The sequence below is a fragment of the Flaviaestuariibacter terrae genome, from assembly GCF_054777635.1.
This window is the reverse complement of sequence record NZ_BAAHAL010000006.1, coordinates 1304463-1325130: the sequence shown is the minus strand read 5'-3', so window position 1 is coordinate 1325130 and position 20668 is coordinate 1304463. Positions and strand designations below refer to the sequence as shown.

Below are 20668 nucleotides of genomic sequence, written 5' to 3'. Positions count from 1 at the left end.
TTATTAGCAGACTAGCAGATTACTCCCATTAGCAGACTACTTTCACCATCCGGTCCTTCCCCTGCATGTCTTTCCGTATTTCTACGGAGGAGAATCCTTTGTCTCTGAATAGTTGTTCGACCGGGGCGGCGAGGTTTTCGTGGATCTCGAGGTAGATGGAGCCGCCGGCGTGGAGGCGCTTCCCGGCAAAGTGGGCGAGGGCGCGGTAGAAGAGAAGCGGGTCGGCATCGGGAACAAAGAGCGCCCCGTGCGGCTCGTAGCGAACCACGTTGCCGTGCATGCTGTCCTTATCGCTCAGCGGGATATAGGGCGGGTTGGATACGAGCACGTCCACCGAGGGCAGCAGCGGCTGCTGTGCCTCGTCGAGGAAGTCGATGCCCTGGAAGTCGACACGGATGTCCAGCGCCGAGCCGTTGCGGCGTGCTACGGTGAGGGCGGCATCGCTCACATCGCAGCCCCAGACCTCGGCGCGCGGGAGTGCTTTCTTGAGCGCCAGGGCGATACAGCCCGAGCCGGTGCCGACATCGAGGATCTTGAGCGTGTCGGTGCCATCAGCCTCGTTATTGCCTTTACGCGCCATCTCGGGTTGTGCCTTCGCTACATCGCGGATCACCCAGTCGACGAGCTCTTCGGTCTCGGGTCTAGGGATCAGCACCGAGGCATCTACATAAAGCGTCATCCCGTAAAAGTGCGCCTCGTTGAGTACGTATTGCAGTGGCTCCTCGGTGGCCAGTCGTTCAGCGATCTGCCCAAGCCGGGCTTCCTGCTCGGCGCTGAGCTCCTCCTGCGCCTGCAGGCCCTGCGCATTGCGCCCGACGCCGGTTACCGCTTCGAGGGCAAGGCCCGCCATGGCAGCGGCTTCCGATGTGCCGTAGATGCTTTCGAGCCGCGTCCGCAAGGCCGCCAGGGCCGCTCCGTATTTCATGCGTCAAACATAATCCTTTCTTTATTTTTGGAGCCCGATGAGCAACCCGATACCACACGAAACCTGGATGGACCGCTGCCTGCAGCTGGCAGCCCTCGGCGCCGGCCACGTGGCGCCCAACCCGATGGTGGGAGCGCTGCTCGTTCACGCCAACCGGATCATCGGCGAAGGCTTCCATCGCCGCTACGGTGAGGCGCATGCGGAGGTGAACTGTTTCGACTCCGTCGCTGGGGCCGACCGGGCGCTGATCCCCGACTCGACTCTCTATGTATCGCTCGAACCCTGTGCCCACTGGGGCAAAACACCGCCCTGCGCCGATCGCATCGTTGCCGAGCGGGTGCCGCGCGTAGTCATCGGCTGCCGCGATCCATTCCCGGCGGTCAACGGCAAGGGCATCGAGAAACTGATCGCGGCCGGCGTCGCGGTTACCGTAGGAATACGGGAAGCCGAATGCCGCCGTATCAACGAAGTGTTCTTTACGTTTCATGAGCGGAAGCGTCCCTTTGTGACCCTCAAATGGGCCCAAAGCGCGGATGGATTCGTTGCCGGCATCCGGGGACGCCGCGTCCAGATCAGCAATGCGGCATCGGCACGCGCCGTACACCGGCTCCGGGCAGAGCACGGCGCCATCCTCGTAGGAACCAATACCGCGCTCTTCGACGATCCCGGGCTTACCACCCGCCACTGGCCGGGCCGCCACCCGCTGCGGATCGTGGTCGACCGGCAGCTGCGGCTACCTGCATCGCTTCAATTGTTCAATGGCGAGCATCCAACGCTCGTGCTCAACGGGCTGCAGAAAAGCCATCACCACAACCTCGAATACCTGCGTCTTGACTTCGGGAGGGGCGATCTTGCCGCACAACTCTGCGAGCTGCTGTATGTGCGCGGCATCACGTCGCTGCTAGTGGAGGGCGGAACGCAGTTGCTCCAGCACTTCCTCGACCGCGACCGCTGGGACCGGGTCCATCGAATCACGGCTTCCGGCGTGCGTCTCCAGGCGGGGATCATGGCCCCCATCCTGTGCGGCGGCACCGCAACGGGCCGCGCTGCCATCGACGGCGACTGGTGGGACGAGTTCTGCGCATCACCCGAAGATTCGGTAGGTTTGCAGCCCCGATGACGCATTACCACACGATCGAAAAAGAAGCGCTGGCCGAGCTCCGCGACCGCGGCAGCATCTTCCTGGCCTATGCCTTCCCAATAGCCAGCGTGGAAGATTTCAAAAAGCGCCTCAAGGAACTGAAAGAGGAGCACCCAAAGGCGGTGCATCATTGCTTTGCCTACCGCATCGGCACCGACGGCAATACCTTCCGCTCCTCCGACGACGGTGAGCCTTCGGGCTCCGCGGGCAAGCCTATTCTCGGTCAGCTCGACTCCAAAGGCGTAACCAACACCGCGATCGTAGTGGTGCGCTACTTCGGCGGCACCCTGCTCGGTGTGCCCGGGCTCATCAGCGCGTACAAGACCGTGGCTTCCTACGCCCTGCAGCTGACACCGCTGATCCAGCGCCCCGTGCTGGTGAACTATGAGCTGCAGTTCGACTATACACTGATGAACGATGTGATGATGGTGGTCAAGCGCTTCGGCTGCACGGTGCTCCAAAGCGAGGCGCAGCTCTTTTGCCGCATGGTCATCGGTGTTCCGAAGAAAGATGAGGAGGCTTGCGTGCAGAAGCTCCGGGACATGCATACGCTGGAGTTGCGCGCGTTGAAATGAATGCGAGCCTCCGCGCATGTCCCGCCATGCGGGACGCTTGCCCTATGACGGGCCGTTGCGTTGATGCCGGTAGTACGGCCACCCATCTCTCGCTCTAACGTCGCGCCCTTCGCTTCCTCCGCGTCCAAATGAATTCTTCTTTTCTTAGCGTTCCGAAAAAAAACTCACCATCGCCGCGCAATCCAGGCCAGCAGCAGCGCTCCGGCGATGAACAGCAGTATGTTGATGAGGAAGTCGACGCGCGAAGAGGGGATCTCGTGCTCCGGGTACTGGATGTTCCACGTGCCGGCATTGGCCATATGCCACAGGTCTTCGGCGGTGATGATGATCCGGCTCACACGCTCATAGGGCGGCTTGTAAAACATGGCCCCGATGCTGTGGTCTTCCTCGTTGGTATGGAAGTACCACTTGTAATTGCTGATGTCGGTTCCGAAGCGCATGCTGAACGACTCCACGAGCGCGGTAAAGGCCTTGCCCGTACACTGCAGCGTGCCGAAGATATCGTCCTGCTCCGTCGCATCCGGGCGCCCGGTTTTCCAGCGCACAAAGGCCAGCACATCGCTGAGCGGGATCCGGTAGACCGGTTCCTCCGGGTTATTTACGGAATCCAGCACTGACAACAAGGTCTTTTGATCCGGGCGTGTAGGTATAGAATCCCTCGCCGCTCTTCACACCGAGCTTCTGTGCGGTGACCATGTTCACGAGAAGCGGGCAGGGCGCGTACTTCGGATTGCCAAAGCCGTCGTGCAGTACGCGGAGGATGCTGAGGCATACGTCGAGTCCGATGAAGTCGGCAAGCTGCAGCGGTCCCATCGGGTGGGCCATTCCGAGCTTCATTACGGTGTCGATCTCTTCCACGCCGGCAACGCCTTCGAAGAGGCTGTAGATGGCCTCGTTGATCATCGGCATCAGGATGCGGTTGGCGATAAAGCCCGGGTAATCGTTCACCACGCAGGGCACCTTGCCCAGCTGCCGGCTCAGCTCCACGATCTGCGCCGATACCTCGGGCTTCGTGGCGTAACCGTTGATGATCTCCACCAGCTTCATCACCGGCACCGGGTTCATGAAGTGCATCCCGATCACCAGCTCGGGGCGCTTGGTGACGGCGGCGATGCGTGTGATGGAGATGGACGACGTATTGCTTGCCAGGATGCAGCCTTCGGGAGCGGCCTCATCGAGCTGGCGGAAAATATTGAGTTTGAGGTCTACGTTTTCGGTAGCGGCTTCCACCACCAGCTCCACGCCCTGTACGCCCTCGGCGATGGCGGTGAAGGTGTTGATGTTGCCGAGCGATGCTGCTTTCTGCTCCTCGCTGAGCGCGCCCTTGGCGACCTGGCGGTCCATATTCTTACCGATGGTGCCGATGGCTTTGTCGAGCTGGGCCTGCGATACATCGATGAGGGCGACGGAGAACCCGTTCTGCGCAAATACGTGGGCAATGCCGTTCCCCATGGTCCCGGCTCCGATAACAGCAACTTTCTTCATATGGCGGTCGTTTCTGTGCGCAAATATAGGCGCTCCGGGAAGGTTTTGGGAGGGTTCTGGAAGGTTCTGGAAGGTTCTGGAAGGTTTTGCGCGGTTGTGATGGGTGGTGCTGTACGGCGGGAGTCAATGTGGGTAAGTTCCGGCCTCGAATGGCGGGCAGGGTGGCCGGGCCATTAACCAATAAACTTACATTCGCAGGCCCATGGAAAACACCAAAGCTTCCACGTCCTATGTGCTTCGCCTCGAGGTCCGACGCCCCGGCCAGCCCGCGCCCGTGCTTGAATGCATGAAGCCCGACCCGGCGCAGAAAATGGCCTTCCTGGCTCCCGAAAAGATCACGGCGCGCCTCGTGCAGCAGCAGTTCGGCAGCCTGCCGATGCTGGCGCAAAAGGCGGTGCTCGCTTTTTCGGAGGAGGCCGTAAAGGCGCGGCGCGACGAGCTCGCCAAAAAGCACCGCGCGGGCCGCAGCAGCCAGCCGCTTGCCGACTTCACCCGTGAAGGCATCTTGCGCTACAGCCAGGAATGCTTCGCGGCGCTCCGCTCCGCCGGTCCTGCCGTCCGGATACTCCATGCCGTGCGCGCCGAAGGCGGCCGGCTGCGGCTGCAGACCTGTCGCTTCCTTACCGACATCCCGCGGTTATTCTTTTCCGTCGATCGCGGCGCGCGAGGACTGGAGCTGACCGTAGAAATACAGGTCGGCGACGACCGTCGCCTGCTGTCCGAATGGAGCCGCGCGCACTTCCTGCTGGAGCGCAACAACGAATACGCCGTACTCACGCAGCGCGACAGCGCCACCCTTCGCTGGCTCGATGGACTCGACCTGGCGCGCTGGGCAGGCGACCCGCAGGAATTTGCCACGAACGTGCTCGACGTGCTCGAAAAAGAATACCCGGTAGCACGGATCCACAGCTTCGGCGAGGAAGTGATCGATTCGGTTCCGGAGTGCCGCGTGTACCTGAGCGAGATGAATGGCCGCTACCTCGTGTTCACACCCGCCTGGAACTATGAAGGCCTCGAGGTGGACGGCAACTGGGTGGCCGAGCAACGCCGCAAGGGCGCGGGGAAGGAGTGGCTGATCCGCCGCCACCGCGCCACCGAGGAAGCCTTTGTAGCGCAGCTCCGCGCGCTGCACCCGCGCTTCGACAGCCAGCTGAACGGCTATTTTTATCTTTCATTCGAAGAGGCCCAGCAAAAGCGCTGGTTCCTCAACAGCTTTTATACACTGCTCGAGTCCAACGTGTCCGTGCTGGGCCTCGGCATGCTCCAGCATTTCCGCTGCTCGCCCCACAAGCCCGAAACCTCGACGGAGCTCCTTTCGGCGGCCGATGACCCGCAGCTCCGGTTGCGCTTCCGGCTTGCCTTCGGCGGGGAGACCGTTCCGCTACCCGCCTTGCAGAAGGCGATCTTCTCCGGGCAGCGTATCGTGCTGCTTCGCGATGGCGCCATGGGTGTGTTGCCGGCTGAATGGTTCGAGCAATGGGCCACACTCCTGCGGCATGCGAAGATCGAAAAGGACGTGCTGCTGGTGCCGCGCTGGCTCGCGCTCACCGGGGAAGCCGATGGAGGCGATGCCGACGTATTGCGGCCCGTGATCAACGCCGGCTGGTGGCAGCGCTGGCAGCAATGGCAAAAGACCGATGCCGTGCTCGTGCCCTTGCCGCGCAACCTGCAGGCACAGCTTCGTCCGTACCAGCAGAAAGGCTACGAGTGGCTGCAGCTGCTGCAGGAAGCATCCGCGGGCGCCTGCCTCGCCGACGATATGGGGCTTGGCAAGACCCTGCAAACGATCGCCTTTCTCTGCAACCGCCTCGAGGCGGACCCGGGCGGGCGGCACCTCGTGGTTTGCCCGGCCTCGCTCGTATACAACTGGAAGCAGGAGTGGAGCCGCTTTGCACCGGGGATCACGGTTGCTTTTTTCCAGAAAGAGAAATGGGAAGAAGCCTCTGTTGTTGTGGCTACGTACCACCAGGTGCGGGCGCAGGTGGAGTTGTTGGCCGATACCGTGTTTGATACCATCGTGCTCGACGAAAGCCACCAGGTGAAGAACCCGGCCGCGCAGGTTACGCGTGCCGTGGGAAGCCTGCAAGGCCGCTTCCGGATCGCGCTGAGCGGAACGCCGGTGCTCAATAATACCTTCGACCTCTATGCGCAGCTCAACTTCCTGTTGCCGGGTCTGTTCGGGAGCCGCGAATTCTTCCGGCAGCAGTACGCCGATCCCATCGACCGGAATGGCGATGCCGAGAAGATCGCAGCGCTGCGCCGGCTCACCGCGCCCTTCCTGCTGCGGCGCACGAAGGAGCAGGTGGCCACCGACCTGCCCGAGAAAACCGAGCAGGTGCTCTGGTGCACGCTGGGTGCCGATCAGCGCGCGGCCTATGAAAGCATCCGCGAAAAAGTTCGCGGAAATATTCTGCTCGATATCGAATCGAAAGGCATGGAGCAGGGGATGCTCTCGGTGCTGGCAGGGATCACGAAGCTGAAGCAGCTTTGCTGCTCCGCATCGCTCGTGCACGATGAAGACATTTTTACGGACGAATCCGTAAAAATACGGGTGTTGCTCGAGGAGCTGGAAGGCTTGCTTGCCACGCACAAGGTGCTCGTCTTTTCGCAATACACCTCGGTGCTCGACCTGCTGGCGGCGGCCTTCCGCGAGGCCCGAATCGCGCACCTGCGCCTGGATGGCAGCACGCCCACCGAACAGCGGCAGGAGCTGTGCAACCGCTTCAATACGGACGATTCGCCGGAGCGGGTGTTCCTGCTCAGCCTGAAGGCGGGTAACGCCGGTCTCAACCTGATGGCCGCGGACTACGTGTTCCTGTTCGACAACTGGTGGAATGCCGCCGTGGAGCAGCAGGCCATCGACCGCACGCACCGCATCGGGCAAACGCGCCCCGTGTTTGCTTACCGGATGATCTGTTCCGACACGATCGAGGAAAAGATCTGGCAGCTGCAGCAGCGGAAGGCGAAACTGTCCTCGGAGCTCATCCAGGCCGAGGAAGGCTTCGTCAAGAGCCTGACGCTCGAGGATGTGAAGTTCCTGCTGGATTAAGCCGGGATGGCAGGATTTCTGCTGTGGGTAGCTTCCGGAGCTTTAACCCGTATACTATGACCCGCAACAGCAATCGAGAGGAACGCGGACATTTTCGTCCCATCGGAAACCATGAGGAAGCGCATCGCCCCAAGGAGCATGACCGCGCGGAGGAGGGCCGAAAAGCACCGGAGGCCGGCAAAGGCCGCAGCAGGGCGGGCCGCCTCGAAACACGCGCGCCCAACGCACGCCCCGACTGGAATCGGTTTGATGAGATCTTCTGATGCGAAACGTCAGCAGCCGCCCGACCGGAGTATCAGGTAAACGGTCATAAAGAAGCTGGCGGCGGCTACGAGCAGCGCCAGCGCAGCGAGCTGTCTCACCGTGCCCGTGCTGCGAACCAGCAGCAGGATGGCGGCAACAGGCGTCGCAAGGAGTATGAGCGCGGATACCGGCACAAGCACCGAGCAAATGGCCGATGTCAGCCCGTCCCTGTTCAGCTCCGGGCAATTTTCTGCAAGAAGGAAAAAGAAGAAGATGAAAATATTGCCGCCAAGCAGGTAGCGGGCGGCGCGCAGCTTTTTCGTGGAAACCGGTTGCATTCCCTAGTTGGTCTTTCGCTTGAAGTCGCCGCGCTTCCAGGCCTTGATGAATTCGGCCCAGGCAGCGGGGTTGAAGATGTTCTGCGGGGGCAGCTGGCCGGAATACACCGCGCGGTTGGCGATGTTGCGGAACTGCAGGCTCGTGGCCTCGCGGCCGTCGGCGGGAAGCGTCTGCATCAGCACGCGGCGCTTGGCGACGTCGTTGTTGCGGCGGGCCACTTCGATATCGTCGTCGGGAACCTTTACGTTGACGAAGTCGCGGCCAAACTGCTCGGCGGTAGGCCGCTGCCTGATGATCGTCGCCGGGAGGTACACCGTATCCTCCACCAGCAATTGCACCACGCTGTATTGGTTTCCTTTCAGCTCGCGCGGGATGGCAACGACCTTCGGCTTATAGCTTACGTGGGTAAACTCCACGACATCGCCTTTGAGAACCACGATGGAGAAAACGCCCTGGTTGTTGGTGATGGTCCCCCGGTTCTGCCCCTTCACCATCACGCTCACCGCCGGGATGCCTACAAGGCTGTCGGCCGTCATGACGACGCCGTACAGCTGCACAACGGAGTCTTTTACCGACTCAAACTGGGCGGAGGCTTTCTGGCCAAAAAAGAGGATAAGCAGCAGGGGTAGCCATTTCTTCATCCCTTCAAAAATAAAACGGCCGCGGCATCCGGCGGCCCCGGGCCCCCGCTTTGCCCTAACTTTGCGCATCATTTAACAAAATCGCCGACGATGACCCGCGAAGAAGTGCTGAAAGCCCTGAGCAACGTGCAGGAGCCCGACCTGGGCAAAGACCTTGTGACCCTCAACATGATCCGTGATCTCGAGATCAGCGGCAACGATGTGTCGTTTACCATTGTGCTTACGACGCCTGCCTGCCCGATGAAAGACATGATGATGAAGGCCTCGGTCAACGCGATCAAGTTTCTCGTGAACAAGGAAGCGAACGTGACGGTCAACTTTACGTCGAGCACCACAACGGTGCGCGCTGATAAGAGCAACGTGCTCCCGGGTGTCAAGAATATTATTGCGGTGGTGAGCGGAAAGGGCGGCGTCGGCAAGAGCACGGTGTCGGCGAACCTGGCGCTGGCGCTGGCAAAAGGCGGCGCATCCGTAGGACTACTGGATGCCGATATCTACGGGCCGAGCGTGCCCATCATGTTCGGTGTGCGCGGCGAGCGACCGATGATGACGCAGGTGGGCGAGAAGGCGATGATCGTGCCGCTGGAGCGCTACGGCATCCGGCTGCTCTCGATCGGGTTGCTGGTTGATGAAAAGAACGCGGTTGTCTGGCGCGGTCCCATGGCCTCGAGCGCCATCCGCCAGTTCGTTACCGACGTGGATTGGGGCGAGCTCGACTACCTCGTGATCGACATGCCGCCCGGCACCGGCGACATCCACCTCACCATGATGCAAACAGCGCCTGTGACCGGCGTGGTGGTGGTAACGACCCCGCAGGACGTGGCCCTGGCCGATGCCCGGAAAGGCATCGCGATGTTCAGCCAGGCACAGATGAATGTGCCGATCATCGGGCTCGTGGAAAATATGAGTTACTTCACGCCGGCCGAACTGCCGGACCATAAATACTTCATCTTCGGAAAGGAAGGCGGCAAGCGCCTCGCCGACGAGTACGACCTGCCCTTCCTCGGGCAGATCCCGCTGGTGCAGGGCATCCGCGAGGGGGGCGATATCGGTGTGCCGGCCATGATGGGCGACGATGCCATCACGAAGACCGCCTTCGAGGAATTTGCCGGCCTCGTGGCCCGCTCCGTATCGATGCGGAACGCGCACTTCAACCCCGAGCAGATCGCCGAAGTCGTGGACTAAAACAACATTCCGGCGGGTGAAAAATCCTCTGTGGGCGTGGTGGAAAAAACGTTTTACGTTTTGCGTTTTACGTTGATGCCGGGGTAGATTTGGGTATGCCCACTTTTACGCGGTACCAGGATATTGAAGCATGGCAAATCGCCCGGGAAATTTGCCGGCTGGTATTCCGACTCACGCAAAAAGAGCCTTTTGCCCGCGATTTTAAACATAAAGACCAGATCAACGATGCAGCGGGGTCGATAATGGATAACATTGCCGAGGGGTTTGGGAGAGGCGGAAATGCTGAATTCGCCCAATTCCTGGAAATAGCTTTGGGCTCGAATAACGAGGTGGAATCGCAGGGCACTCGGGCACTTGACAAGGAGTACATTACGGAAAGCGATTTTACCGAACTGTCTGCGCTTACTGAGAAGGAGCGGGCAAAACTGATCAGGCTGATTCACTACCTGAAATCTTCTCCCATAAAAGGCCCGAAATTCAGGACGCAGCCCAAACCCAAAACGTAAAACCCAAAACGTAAAACGTAAAACATAAAACGTACTTCGTCCATGTACAACCTCCCCGAATACAAAGAGCAGGATCCGCAGCTGGTGCTCCGTTTCATCCGCGAGCATCCCTTTGCAACCATCATCGGTGTCACGAAGGAAGGCGCGCCTGTAGCCACGCAGATCCCGGTTTTCATCGAGGAGCGCGAGGGAAAATTGTATCTCTCGGGGCACATGATGCGCAAGCTCGATCATCAGCTTGCCTTCGAAGAAAATCCGCAGACGCTGTGCGTATTCACCGGTGCGCATACCTATGTGAGCGCGACTTGGTACAGCAACCCGCAGCAGGGCTCTACCTGGAATTACCAAGCGGTGCATGTGCGCGGCACGATGCGGTTTCTCGACGAGGAAGGACTCATCGCGGTGCTTCGCAAAACGTCGCTTCATTTCGAGGGCGGCAACGCAGCATCGGCAACGGTCTACGATAACCTTCCTGCGGCCTACACCGGCAAAATGCTGAAGGCGATCGCGGGCTTCGAGGTAGCCGTTACCGATATCCAGCACGTGTTCAAGCTTAGCCAGAACCGCGACCGCGAGAGCTATGGGAACATCATTGAGCAGCTGAAGCAGCAGGATGCCGATGCCCGGGAAGTGGCGCGGATCATGGAGGAGCGAACCAATAAAGTTTATCCGGAGGCATGAGCGTCGTACGGCATATCCGCCGGGCCACGGCAGCAGATGCAGGACCGATCAGCGAGCTGTACCGCGGCACGATCACGGCCATCAACAGCCGCGACTACGATGCCCGGCAGGTGGCCGTGTGGGCCGGCCGCGCCGACCGTACCGCGAGCCTGCTCAGCCGCATCGAAGAGCAATACTTCCTGGTAGCCGAGGAAGACGGTCAGCTCACCGGCTTCGGCTCCATTACGGCCGGCGGTTTTCTCGATATGTTATTCGTGCATAAAGACCACCAGGGCCAGGGGATCGCCAACGCGCTGGTCGATATGCTGGAGTCCTACGCGATCCGCCACGACGCGCTCTTCCTGACGGCCGACGTCAGTATCACCGCCAGGCCGTTTTTCGAGAAGAAGGGTTTTGAGCTGCAGCAGGAACAGCAGGTAACCATCGATGGCGTTCTGCTCACGAATTATAAGATGCGGAAATTCCTATCCTGACCTATTTGCTGACGAGCCCGAGCACGGATCCTTCCGGCTCGCGAAGCTCCAGGCTGTCTTTGGTGACGCGCTGCAGCACAAAGGCCGTCACTTCGGTCGTTCCCTTTCGCGTGGTGACCGTTGTTCCGAGCTTCTTCGATGCATCCGCGTAGGTCCAGCGTCCTTTTTCAATTACATTGTCCATCGCCTGCTGGTAGGCGCCGCCCTTGCTGAAGAGAAGCCAGGGGCGCTTGTCATCCGGAACCTTCAGCGGCAGCTCCATGGCGCGGCCATCGGCTACCATGTAGGTGAAGTACCATTTCCTGTCCAGCAGCTCCGGGGGCGGGTCGCCGGCGCGGAACAGGAAAAGCGCGAGTAGCGCGGTTGCCAGTAGTTTCATGAGCGTGTGGTTAGGCCCAGCCAGTCGCGGGCATTGTCGACCAGTAATTTACGACGAACGGCTTCTTCGGCCACGAGGTTTTCCACGAGCGCACCGGGGCGCTCCTCGCCCAGCGGGAAGGGATAGTCACTGCCCACGCAGATACGGTCGTCGCCGATCACGCGGCGGAGCAATTTGAAGGCATCGGCGTCGTGCACGAGGCTGTCGACCCAGAAGCGGCCGAGGTAGTCGCGCGGGCTGACGGTATTGTCGACCTGCACGAGATCGGGACGAACGGCATAGCCGTGCTCGATACGGCCGAGCGTGTAGGGAAAGGAGCCACCTCCGTGCGCAAAGGCAATACGCAGCTTCGGGAATTTTTCGAGCACGCCGCTGAAGATCAGCGAGCAGATGGCCCGCGTGGTTTCGGCGGGCATTCCCACCAGCCAGGGAAGCCAGTATTTCTGGATGTCTTTTTCACCCATCATCTCCCAGGGATGCACAAACAGCGCACAATCGAGGCGCTCGGCGGCTTCGAAAAAGGGGAGGAGCGCCGGGTCGCCGAGGTTGATGCCGTTGACGTTGGTGCCGATCTCGAGACCGGGCATGCCGAGCTCGCGCACGCAGCGCTCCATCTCGCGAATGGCCAGCGCCACATCCTGCAGCGGCACCGTGCCGATCCCGATAAAGCGATCCGGGTGTTTGGCCACCGTGTCGGCGATATGATCGTTGAAGAAGCGCGACGTCTCGAGGCCGTCCTTTGGCTTTGCCCAGTAATTGAACAAAACGGGGATGGTCGAAAGCACCTGCTGCGTCACGTCGGTTTCGTCCATATCGAGCAGGCGCGACGTGGAATCGAAGCAATTCGGCTCGACCTCGCGGAAAAGCTTGTCGCCCTTCATCATACAGGCCCTGCAGTTGCGGTGCTCGAGGTGGATAAATTCGCCGTACCCGAACTTCTGCACCCAATTGGGCATCCGGTCGGGCATGATATGGGTGTGGATGTCGATCTTCATCTTGTTATCTCGGATTTGCTGATCTCGGATCTGGATTGGAAACGTAGGGCTGCCTTTGGTTGTATGATATGGCAGGTAAAGATCCGAGATCCTTGGATCCGAGATTGATACATTTTATTTCTTCGCCGGTGGCTCCATCACCGTGCCGCACTTCTTACAGGTGCGGAGGTCCAGGTTGGAGTAGAAGCGCTCCATGATGGGCGGAAGCTGGGTGACGATGTCTTTTACGAAAACGGATTCCTCGTACAGCTTGTTACCGCATTTTTCGCAGAACCACATAAAGGCGTCCTCCTCGTTTTCTTCCTCGTTGCGGATCTTTTCGATCACGAGGCCGACGGTGTTGGGGCCACGCTGCGGCGAGTGCGGCGTATTGGGCGGCAGCAGGAACATATCGCCTTCGTTGATGGGAATGTCCCTGGGCACGCCGTCGTCGATGATCTTCAGCACGATATTGCCTTCCACCTGGTAGTAAAGCTCCTCGCTTTTGTTGAAATGGTAGTCCTTGCGGGCATTGGGTCCGCCGACGACCATCACGATGAAGTTCTCGGCATTCTTGTACACGCACTGGTTGCCGACGGGCGGCTTCAGGAGGTCGCGGTGCTCGTCGATCCAATGCTTCAGGTTGAACGGGGCTGTGATGGCCATAGGGAGCGAGTTTTAAAGTGGCTAAAGCTAATTCAAAAGTCAAAAGTAAAAATTCAAAAACATTCCGTGCCGGAGCTTCTGCTGGTGTGTCCGCTCGTTTGCGAGAACCGGTTTTTGACTTTTGAATTTTGCCTTTTTCCTTTTGGCTTAAGTTTGAACCATGAATTTATCACTCGAAGGCAAGACGGCGCTGGTTTGCGGCAGCAGCCAGGGAATTGGCCTCGCCATCGCCGCGGAGCTGGCGCTGATGGGCGCCGAATGCATCCTCCTGGCGCGCGACGAGGAGCGCCTCAAGCGGGCACTGTTGCAACTCGATACTACACTGCAGCAGGTGCACCGCTACCATGCCGTCGACTTCAACGATACCGCGGCTACAGAGGCGCTCATTCAGTCGATCGTGGCCGAGCGGCCGGTGCATATCCTCGTCAACAACTCGGGCGGCCCGGCGGCGGGACCTATTGTCGATGCCACCGAGGAGCAGTTCCTGCAGGCCTTCCAGCAGCACCTGCTTACGAACCACCGGCTCACAAAAGCGGTGATCGGGCGGATGAAGGAAGAAGGCTATGGCCGGATCATCAACATCGTGTCGACCTCGGTGAAGATCCCGCTCCGTAACCTCGGGGTGAGCAATACGATCCGCGGCGCAGTCGCTTCCTGGTCGAAGACGATGGCCAATGAGCTCGGGCGCTTCGGCATCACCGTCAACAACGTGCTCCCGGGTGCCACGCGCACGCAGCGCCTCGAGGCCATCGTTCAAAACACGGCGCAGAAAAAGGGCACCGACGCCAGCCACGTGGAAGAAGAAATGATGGCCGAAATTCCCGCGGGGCGCTTCGGCGAGCCGGTGGAGATCGCCGCCGTGGCGGCTTTCCTGGCCACACCTGCCGCGGCCTATGTGAATGGAACCAGCATTCCCGTGGATGGTGGACGAACAGGATCCATTTGATCTGGTTATCCCGGATCCAGGGATCTCGGGTTGGTTCGTGACATAGATCCGGGATCAAAAGATCCGAGATAGCAAGATGAACAGCATGTATAATACGAAGCCCAATGATTGATTTTTCGATACCGTCTCACCTGGAAAACTACATCGGCGGTTACCTCATCGGGCCGCTGAGCGGGCGATTCATCGACAACGTGAACCCCGCTACCGGCGAAGTTTTCGGGCAGATACCCGACAGCGATGAGCGGGATGTGGAGCTGGCCGTGACGGAAGCCCGCAAGGCATTCCCGGGCTGGAGCAACACGCCGGCCGAGGAGCGCTTCCGGGTGCTGAACCGCATTGCCTCGCTGATCGACGAGCACCGCGATGCGCTGGCCGAGGCCGAGACGCTCGACAACGGCAAGCCCCTGTGGCTGGCCCAGCGTGTCGACATCCCGCGGGCCTCCGCCAACTTCCGCTTTTTCGCCACGGGGATAATGCACTTCGCAGCGGAGAGCCACACGATGGAAAATGCGGCGGTGAACTACACCCTTCGCCAGCCGATCGGGATCGTGGGCTGCATCTCGCCCTGGAACCTCCCGCTCTATCTGTTTACCTGGAAGATCGCACCGGCGCTGGCCGCGGGCAACTGCGTTGTGGCGAAGCCTTCGGAAGTAACACCACTCACCGCATTTCTACTGGCACGTATCTGCCAGGAGGCGGGCTTGCCGGCTGGTGTGCTGAATATCGTGCACGGCACCGGTCCGGGCACCGGTGAAGCCATCGTGCGCCATCCGGCGATAAAGGCGATCTCCTTTACCGGCTCCACGCGCGCAGGCGCGCACATTGCATCCGTCGCCGCGCCGATGTTCAAGAAGCTGTCGCTCGAGCTGGGCGGCAAGAATCCCAACATCATTTTTGCGGACTGCGATTTCGACAAGATGCTCAAGACGACCGTGCAGTCGTCGTTCAGCAACCAGGGACAGATCTGCCTCTGCGGCTCCCGCATCCTGGTGGAGCGAAGCATCTACGAAAAGTTCAAGGAAGCCTTTATCGCGGAAGTGAAAAAACTTACCGTCGGCGACCCGATGGATCCTTCAACGAAGCAAGGCGCCGTGGTGAGCAAGCTGCACTTCGACAAGGTGATGGCCTGCATCGCAACGGCCGGGCGGGAAGGCGGTCGCATACTGAGTGGTGGCAAGGCCATTCGGCCGGAGGGACGCTGTGCCGGCGGCTTCTTCATAGAGCCAACGGTGATCGAAGGTCTCGGGCCGCAGTGCCAGACCAACCTCGAGGAGATCTTCGGGCCCGTGGTTACGCTGCAACCCTTCGACACCGAAGAGGAAGCCCTGGCGCTCGCCAATGCCGCCAACTACGGACTTTCGGCGACCATCTGGACGCAGGACATCAGCCGTGCCAACCGCATGGCCATGAAGGTCGAGGCCGGGATCATCTGGGTCAACTGCTGGCTGCTCCGCGACCTGCGCACAGCCTTCGGCGGAATCAAGAACTCCGGCGTCGGCCGCGAGGGTGGCTGGGAAGCACTGCGCTTTTTTACCGAGGCGAAAAACGTTTGTGTGCAGCTTTAATCTTCGATCTAATCTGCTAACAGGAAAGTCTGCTGGTCGGCTAATGAGTAATGAAGCGGGCGGAAGCAACTACAAACCACCATCTACAAACTACAAACTTTCTCATGTCTGATATCATCAAAACCAACTCCGCCGCCAAGCCCCTCGGGGCATACCCGCATGCCCGCCGTGTCGGGAATCTTTTATTCCTTTCAGGGATCGGGCCGCGAAGCGCGAAAGACAATTCGATACCGGGGTTGCAGCTCGATCGCGAAGGCAATATCGTGGCCTACGATATCGAGGCGGAATGCCACTCGGTGTTTGCCAACGTAAAGGCCGTGCTCGAGGCCAGCGGCAGCAGCTGGGAGAAGATCGTGGATGTCACCGTCTTCCTGACTCATATGCAAAAGGATTTCCCCACCTACAACCGCATCTACGGCGAGTATTTCAAGGGCGTCGAAGCCTGCCGGACCACTGTAGAAGTACTGAGCCTTCCCACACCGATCGCCATTGAGCTGAAGGTAATCGCGACGGTGGAGTCGTGAATCGTCAATCGTGCATCGTGAATGTGCTGGCCGGCAGAAGACTTCTGCTGCAGACAATACAGTTGTTATTTCAACGCATTGCGGATTGACGATTGCCGATTCACGATTGACGACCTAACTTTAGCCCCGCCATGCAATACCAGAACTCCCTCTCTTTCGCCCGCGCGCAGGATGCCGCCGACCCGCTGAAGCAGTTCCGCGAGCGCTTTCACATCCCGCAGCACAACGGTCAGGATACGGTCTACTTCACCGGCAACTCGCTGGGGCTGCAGCCGAAGGCAACGCGCGACTATATCGGGCAGGAGCTCGACGACTGGGCCCGGCTGGGTGTGGAAGGTCACTTCGAGGCCCGCAATCCCTGGCTTTCGTACCACGAGCTCTTCCCGGCGCTTCTGGCCCCGCTGCTGGGCGCGCGCCCCGATGAGGTCGTGGCGATGAACCAGCTGACCGTCAACCTGCACCTGTTGATGGCGACCTTTTACCGGCCGGCAAAGGAGCGCTATAAGATCCTCTGCGAGGCAAAGGCTTTCCCGTCGGACCAGTATGCGCTTGAGTCGCAGGTGCGGCTCCATGGTTTCGACCCGAACGAAGCCATTGTGGAAGTGGCCCCGCGTCCCGGTGAGCACTGCCTCCGCGAGGAAGATATTATCGACGCCATCAACCAGCATGGCCCGCAGCTGGCGCTGGTGCTCTTCGGCGGCGTCAACTACTACAGCGGCCAGGTGCTGCCCATGAAGGTCATCACCGACGTGGCCCACAATGTAGGCGCCTACGCCGGCTTCGACCTGGCCCATGCCGCGGGCAACGTGCCGTTGCACCTGCACGACTGGGATGTGGACTTCGCCTGCTGGTGCAGCTACAAATACCTCAACAGCGGTCCGGGCTCGGTAGCCGGTGCCTTTATCAACGAGCGGCATTGTAGAAATACGGAGCTCCCGCGGATGGCCGGCTGGTGGGGCTACGAAAAGGAAACGCGCTTCCAGATGAAGCCGCAATTCAAGGCGATCCCGACGGCCGAGGGCTGGCAGCTGAGCAACGCGCCCGTATTGTCGATGGCCGCCCACCGCGCCGCGCTCGACCTGTTTGCCGAAGCCGGCATGGAGGCGCTATGCCGCAAGAGCCGCGCGCTTACGGGCTTTCTCTTTCACGTGCTCGACGACATCAACACGCGCCAGGAGCTCCGCTCCATCGAGGTCATTACCCCGCGGGAAGAAGAGGCCCATGGCTGCCAGGTGTCGATCCTGATGCTGCAAAAAGGCCGCGAGGTCTTCAAGGCCCTCAGCGACCGCGGCGTCATTGCCGACTGGCGCGAGCCCAACGTCATCCGCGTGGCGCCGGTGCCGCTGTACAATACGTTCGAAGATGTGTGGCGCTTCGGCGAGATCATCGGTGAGATACTGTGAGAAAAACATCGGAGTGATCTGGGAATTTTCACGGGAAAGAACGCAGATTTCCTATGATTGATAGGATTAGCGCAGCGGTATTTTTAGTGAAACGCTGATCTATGTACGACAACTTCAAGCACACCGAGCTGACCCGAAAAATCATTAAGGCTTTTTATGTTGTTTATAATAAGCTGGGATATGGATTTCTGGAAAAGGTGTATAAACGTGCGCTGCTGATCGAGCTTCGTAAGATGGGTTTGATTTGTGAAGAAGAAGTGCCTGTCAAAGTGTACTATGATGGCATTCTGATAGGAGATTTCAAAGCAGACATCCTGGTGGAAAGCAAAGTGATTTTGGAGCTGAAAACAGCCGAAGGCTTTTGCGAAGCGGATGAAGCTCAATTGGTCAACTATTTGCGCTCAACTGAGATTGAAGTTGGCCTCCTTCTGAATTTCGGACCCGAGCCTGAATGCCGGCGCAGGGTTTTTGCCAACGACCGGAAGAAATTTCCAGATCCAGAATCAATGACTTAATTCCCAATCCCTCTGGTCAAAAAGGTATCTTAGCAAATCATATAGATCATAGAAAATCTGCGTTCTTTTCCTATGTCCCAAAGCTCCCGAAATATCCTCATCACCGGTGCCGGCCTTGTCGGTTCACTGCTCTCTATTTACCTGAAGCGCCGCGGCTACAACGTCTCCATCTACGAGCGGAGGGGCGATATGCGCCGGCAGGCCGTCGAGGCAGGGCGCTCCATCAATCTCGCGCTCAGCGACCGCGGCATCAAGGCGCTCCGCGAAGTGGGCATCGCCGACGAGGTGCTGCAGATCGCCATCCCCATGCACGGCCGCCACCTGCACCAGCCCGATGGCGCGCACGCCTTCCAGCCTTATGGCCAGGAGGGACAATACATCAACTCGGTGTCGCGCCGCGAGCTCAATTGCAAGCTGATGGATCTCGCCGAGCGCGAGGGCGTCGCCATCCACTTCGACGAGGTCTGCGCCGATGTGGACTGGAATGCCAACACGGTCCGGTTCCGCAGCGGCGACAGAAGCCACGATGTGTCCTTCGACCTGCTGTTCGGGGCAGACGGCGCCTATTCGGCTACGCGGCTGGCACATATGCTGAAGCATCCCAAATTCGATTACCAGCAATACTATATCGACTGCGGTTACAAGGAGCTGTCGATCCCCGCCGGCCCGGGCGGTTCGTTCCTGCTCGAAAAGAATGCGCTCCACATCTGGCCGCGCAAGGAGTACATGCTCATTGCACTGCCCAACCTTGACGGGACCTTTACCGGTACGCTCTTCTTCCCGTTCGAAGGCGAGACCTCCTTTGAGAAGCTCACAACCAAAGAAGCTGTCGCCGAATTTTTTGCCGCGCACTTCCCGGATGTACAGCCGCTCATCCCGGATCTCGAGGAGCAGTTCTTCCGCAACCCCACGGCTTCGCTGGTTACGGTCAAGTGCTTTCCCTGGATCCGCGACGATAAATTCTCCCTCATCGGAGACGCCGCCCATGCCATCGTGCCCTTCTTCGGGCAGGGAATGAATGCCGGCTTCGAAGACTGCAGCGTGCTCAACGAGCTGATGGAGCAGCACGGCAGCGACTGGGGCGCCCTGCTCGAAGCGTTTCAGCGGCTCCGCAAGCCCGATGCCGATGCCATCGCCGACCTCGCGGTGAACAATTTCACCGAGATGCGCTCCCGCACCGCCGACCCGAAATTCCTCCTCCAGAAAAAGATCGAAGCCTGGGTGCACGGCCAGCATCCCGACAAGTGGATCCCGGCCTACTCACAGGTAACCTTCAGCCCGCAGATCCGCTACAGCGAAGCGCTCCGCAACAGCCAGCGCCAGGAAGCCATCATGCAGCAGATCATGCGGGAGCCCGGTATTGAAGACAACTGGAAAAGCGATGCCGTGAAAGAGCGGATCCTGAAAGGGTTGGAGTAATGTGGTAATGTGGTGATGGGGTAATGTGGTAATGAATTGTTTCATGTCGCTCACCGCTCACTGCTCACCGCTCACTTCCCACCGCTCACGGCTCACCGCGCAGGCACTACCTTCGTCTCATGACACGCGCCCAGCTCATCGACCAGATCTTCTCCAAGGGAACCTACCTCTGTGTGGGGCTCGACACCGATCCCGAAAAAATTCCCGGGCACCTGAAAAGCAGGCCCGATGCGGTCTTCGAATTTAATAAGGCGATCATCGACGCCACGAAGGACCATTGCGTGGCCTACAAGATCAACACGGCTTTTTACGAGGCCCAGGGGCTGAAAGGCTGGGAGGCGATGGACCGCACCGTGCGCTACATCCCCGGCACGCATTTCAAGATCGCCGATGCCAAGCGCGGCGATATCGGCAATACCTCCACGCAGTATGCCAAGGCCTTCTTCCAGGCATTGCCCTTCGACGCCATCACCGTGGCGCCCTATATGGGAGCCGACTCGGTGCAGCCGTTCCTCGCTTATGAAGGCAAATGGACGATCCTGCTCGGGCTTACGTCCAACCCCGGCGCGCGCGACTTCGAGCTGCTCGAATGCACGCGGCAGCAGGATGTACTGGTGGATGGTGTTCATACGCAACCAAAGGAAAACGGGCAGCTGTTCGAGTTCGTGCTCCGCAAGGGTAATGAATGGGGCAGCGCGGGCAACCTGATGTTTGTCGTCGGGGCTACGCAGGCCGATGCCTTTGCGCGGATCCGCGCATTGACGCCCGATCACTTTTACCTTGTGCCTGGGGTGGGCGCGCAGGGGGGCAGCCTTCGGGAAATCTCGCAAGCCGCGCTGACGGCAGATTGTGGCCTCCTCGTGAATGCCAGCCGCGCGATCATCTATGCCTCGGAAGGGGAGGACTTCGCGGAAGAAGCGGCCGCGATCGCGCAGCAATATGCCTTCGAAATGCGCGGGTACCTCGAGGGCATCAAAATGAAATAAGTTTCCGGAACCGCAAAGAAAAAAGAGAAGAAGTGTTACGCTCAGAGG

Annotated in this window: 23 protein-coding genes; 15 read left to right on the top strand and 8 right to left on the bottom strand. The window is 59.7% G+C overall.

Annotated features, from left to right (window positions below):
- Nucleotides 1-28 precede the first annotated feature (28 nt).
- Entirely contained in the window at nt 29-925 is an 897-nt protein-coding gene (gene prmC / locus ACYU7Z_RS06510) for a N5-glutamine methyltransferase family protein (protein WP_460568584.1), read from the bottom strand.
- 37 nt (nt 926-962) lie between these two features.
- Here prmC and ribD point away from each other — a divergent pair, with 37 nt between their 5' ends.
- Together ribD and ACYU7Z_RS06500 are read left to right on the top strand one after the other, a co-directional pair.
- The gene (gene ribD, locus ACYU7Z_RS06505) at nt 963-2045 is read left to right on the top strand and encodes a bifunctional diaminohydroxyphosphoribosylaminopyrimidine deaminase/5-amino-6-(5-phosphoribosylamino)uracil reductase RibD (protein WP_460568582.1); all 1083 of its coding nucleotides are present in this window, start codon (nt 963-965) and stop codon (nt 2043-2045) included.
- Nucleotides 2042-2641, top strand: coding sequence for an IMPACT family protein (locus tag ACYU7Z_RS06500; protein ID WP_460568580.1), 600 nt, complete (start codon nt 2042-2044; stop codon nt 2639-2641). The genes ribD and ACYU7Z_RS06500 overlap by 4 nt, the downstream gene beginning before the upstream one ends.
- A gap of 164 nt (nt 2642-2805) precedes the next feature.
- On the opposite strand, the gene ACYU7Z_RS06495 is transcribed toward ACYU7Z_RS06500, so the two are convergent.
- Both ACYU7Z_RS06495 and ACYU7Z_RS06490 read right to left on the bottom strand, forming a co-directional pair.
- On the bottom strand, nt 2806-3255 hold the full coding sequence (locus ACYU7Z_RS06495) for a hypothetical protein (protein ID WP_460568578.1): 450 nt from the start codon (nt 3253-3255) through the stop codon (nt 2806-2808).
- Nucleotides 3236-4126, bottom strand: coding sequence for a 3-hydroxyacyl-CoA dehydrogenase family protein (locus ACYU7Z_RS06490; RefSeq protein WP_460568576.1), 891 nt, complete (start codon nt 4124-4126; stop codon nt 3236-3238). Before ACYU7Z_RS06490 ends, ACYU7Z_RS06495 begins: the two co-directional genes overlap by 20 nt.
- 202 nt (nt 4127-4328) lie before the next feature.
- Between ACYU7Z_RS06490 and ACYU7Z_RS06485 the strand changes: the two genes are divergently transcribed.
- Together ACYU7Z_RS06485 and ACYU7Z_RS06480 are read left to right on the top strand one after the other, a co-directional pair.
- Nucleotides 4329-7175, top strand: coding sequence for a DEAD/DEAH box helicase (locus ACYU7Z_RS06485; protein ID WP_460568574.1), 2847 nt, complete (start codon nt 4329-4331; stop codon nt 7173-7175).
- A gap of 56 nt (nt 7176-7231) precedes the next feature.
- Entirely contained in the window at nt 7232-7438 is a 207-nt protein-coding gene (locus tag ACYU7Z_RS06480) for a hypothetical protein (RefSeq protein WP_460568572.1), read from the top strand.
- 9 nt (nt 7439-7447) lie between these two features.
- Here ACYU7Z_RS06480 and ACYU7Z_RS06475 read toward each other — a convergent pair whose 3' ends face one another.
- Complete coding sequence (locus ACYU7Z_RS06475) at nt 7448-7756, bottom strand: hypothetical protein (protein WP_460568570.1); 309 nt, start codon at nt 7754-7756, stop codon at nt 7448-7450.
- Between the two features lie 3 nt (nt 7757-7759).
- The gene (locus tag ACYU7Z_RS06470; RefSeq protein WP_460568568.1) at nt 7760-8398 is read right to left on the bottom strand and encodes a carboxypeptidase-like regulatory domain-containing protein; all 639 of its coding nucleotides are present in this window, start codon (nt 8396-8398) and stop codon (nt 7760-7762) included.
- 90 nt (nt 8399-8488) lie between these two features.
- On the opposite strand from ACYU7Z_RS06470, the gene ACYU7Z_RS06465 reads away from it, so the two are divergent.
- The 4 genes from ACYU7Z_RS06465 to ACYU7Z_RS06450 all read left to right on the top strand — a co-directional run bounded on the left by ACYU7Z_RS06465 (nt 8489) and on the right by ACYU7Z_RS06450 (nt 11243).
- Nucleotides 8489-9583, top strand: coding sequence for an Mrp/NBP35 family ATP-binding protein (locus ACYU7Z_RS06465; RefSeq protein WP_460568566.1), 1095 nt, complete (start codon nt 8489-8491; stop codon nt 9581-9583).
- A 95-nt stretch (nt 9584-9678) separates the two neighbouring features.
- Entirely contained in the window at nt 9679-10089 is a 411-nt protein-coding gene (locus ACYU7Z_RS06460; RefSeq protein ID WP_460568564.1) for a four helix bundle protein, read from the top strand.
- 42 nt (nt 10090-10131) lie between these two features.
- Entirely contained in the window at nt 10132-10770 is a 639-nt protein-coding gene (locus ACYU7Z_RS06455) for an FMN-binding negative transcriptional regulator (RefSeq protein WP_460568562.1), read from the top strand.
- Nucleotides 10767-11243 (top strand): GNAT family N-acetyltransferase, encoded by a 477-nt coding sequence (locus tag ACYU7Z_RS06450; protein WP_460568560.1) that lies wholly within the window; start codon nt 10767-10769, stop codon nt 11241-11243. The genes ACYU7Z_RS06455 and ACYU7Z_RS06450 overlap by 4 nt, the downstream gene beginning before the upstream one ends.
- Before the next feature lies 1 nt (nt 11244).
- On the opposite strand, the gene ACYU7Z_RS06445 is transcribed toward ACYU7Z_RS06450, so the two are convergent.
- The 3 genes from ACYU7Z_RS06445 to ACYU7Z_RS06435 all read right to left on the bottom strand — a co-directional run bounded on the left by ACYU7Z_RS06445 (nt 11245) and on the right by ACYU7Z_RS06435 (nt 13262).
- Nucleotides 11245-11622, bottom strand: coding sequence for a hypothetical protein (locus tag ACYU7Z_RS06445; protein WP_460568558.1), 378 nt, complete (start codon nt 11620-11622; stop codon nt 11245-11247).
- Complete coding sequence (locus ACYU7Z_RS06440; protein ID WP_460568556.1) at nt 11619-12617, bottom strand: amidohydrolase family protein; 999 nt, start codon at nt 12615-12617, stop codon at nt 11619-11621. Before ACYU7Z_RS06440 ends, ACYU7Z_RS06445 begins: the two co-directional genes overlap by 4 nt.
- A gap of 114 nt (nt 12618-12731) precedes the next feature.
- A complete protein-coding gene (locus tag ACYU7Z_RS06435; protein WP_460568554.1) occupies nt 12732-13262 on the bottom strand; it encodes a 3-hydroxyanthranilate 3,4-dioxygenase in 531 nt (176 codons plus the stop codon).
- Between the two features lie 160 nt (nt 13263-13422).
- Between ACYU7Z_RS06435 and ACYU7Z_RS06430 the strand changes: the two genes are divergently transcribed.
- The 7 genes from ACYU7Z_RS06430 (at nt 13423) to pyrF (ending at nt 20620) form a co-directional block, all read left to right on the top strand.
- Entirely contained in the window at nt 13423-14208 is a 786-nt protein-coding gene (locus ACYU7Z_RS06430) for a Rossmann-fold NAD(P)-binding domain-containing protein (protein ID WP_460568552.1), read from the top strand.
- 104 nt (nt 14209-14312) lie between these two features.
- Nucleotides 14313-15773 carry an aldehyde dehydrogenase gene (locus tag ACYU7Z_RS06425; protein WP_460568550.1) on the top strand — a complete coding sequence of 487 codons (1461 nt, stop codon included), beginning with the start codon at nt 14313-14315 and terminating at the stop codon, nt 15771-15773.
- Nucleotides 15774-15877: 104 nt separating this feature from the next.
- Nucleotides 15878-16297 carry a RidA family protein gene (locus ACYU7Z_RS06420; protein WP_460568548.1) on the top strand — a complete coding sequence of 140 codons (420 nt, stop codon included), beginning with the start codon at nt 15878-15880 and terminating at the stop codon, nt 16295-16297.
- A 131-nt stretch (nt 16298-16428) separates the two neighbouring features.
- Nucleotides 16429-17700, top strand: coding sequence for a kynureninase (kynU, locus tag ACYU7Z_RS06415; RefSeq protein WP_460568546.1), 1272 nt, complete (start codon nt 16429-16431; stop codon nt 17698-17700).
- Between the two features lie 101 nt (nt 17701-17801).
- Nucleotides 17802-18215, top strand: a complete 414-nt coding sequence (locus tag ACYU7Z_RS06410) for a GxxExxY protein (protein WP_460568544.1) — start codon at nt 17802-17804, stop codon at nt 18213-18215.
- Nucleotides 18216-18287: 72 nt separating this feature from the next.
- On the top strand, nt 18288-19634 hold the full coding sequence (locus ACYU7Z_RS06405) for an FAD-dependent oxidoreductase (protein ID WP_460568542.1): 1347 nt from the start codon (nt 18288-18290) through the stop codon (nt 19632-19634).
- Between the two features lie 119 nt (nt 19635-19753).
- Complete coding sequence (gene pyrF / locus ACYU7Z_RS06400; RefSeq protein WP_460568540.1) at nt 19754-20620, top strand: beta/alpha barrel domain-containing protein; 867 nt, start codon at nt 19754-19756, stop codon at nt 20618-20620.
- Nucleotides 20621-20668: the final 48 nt, after the last annotated feature.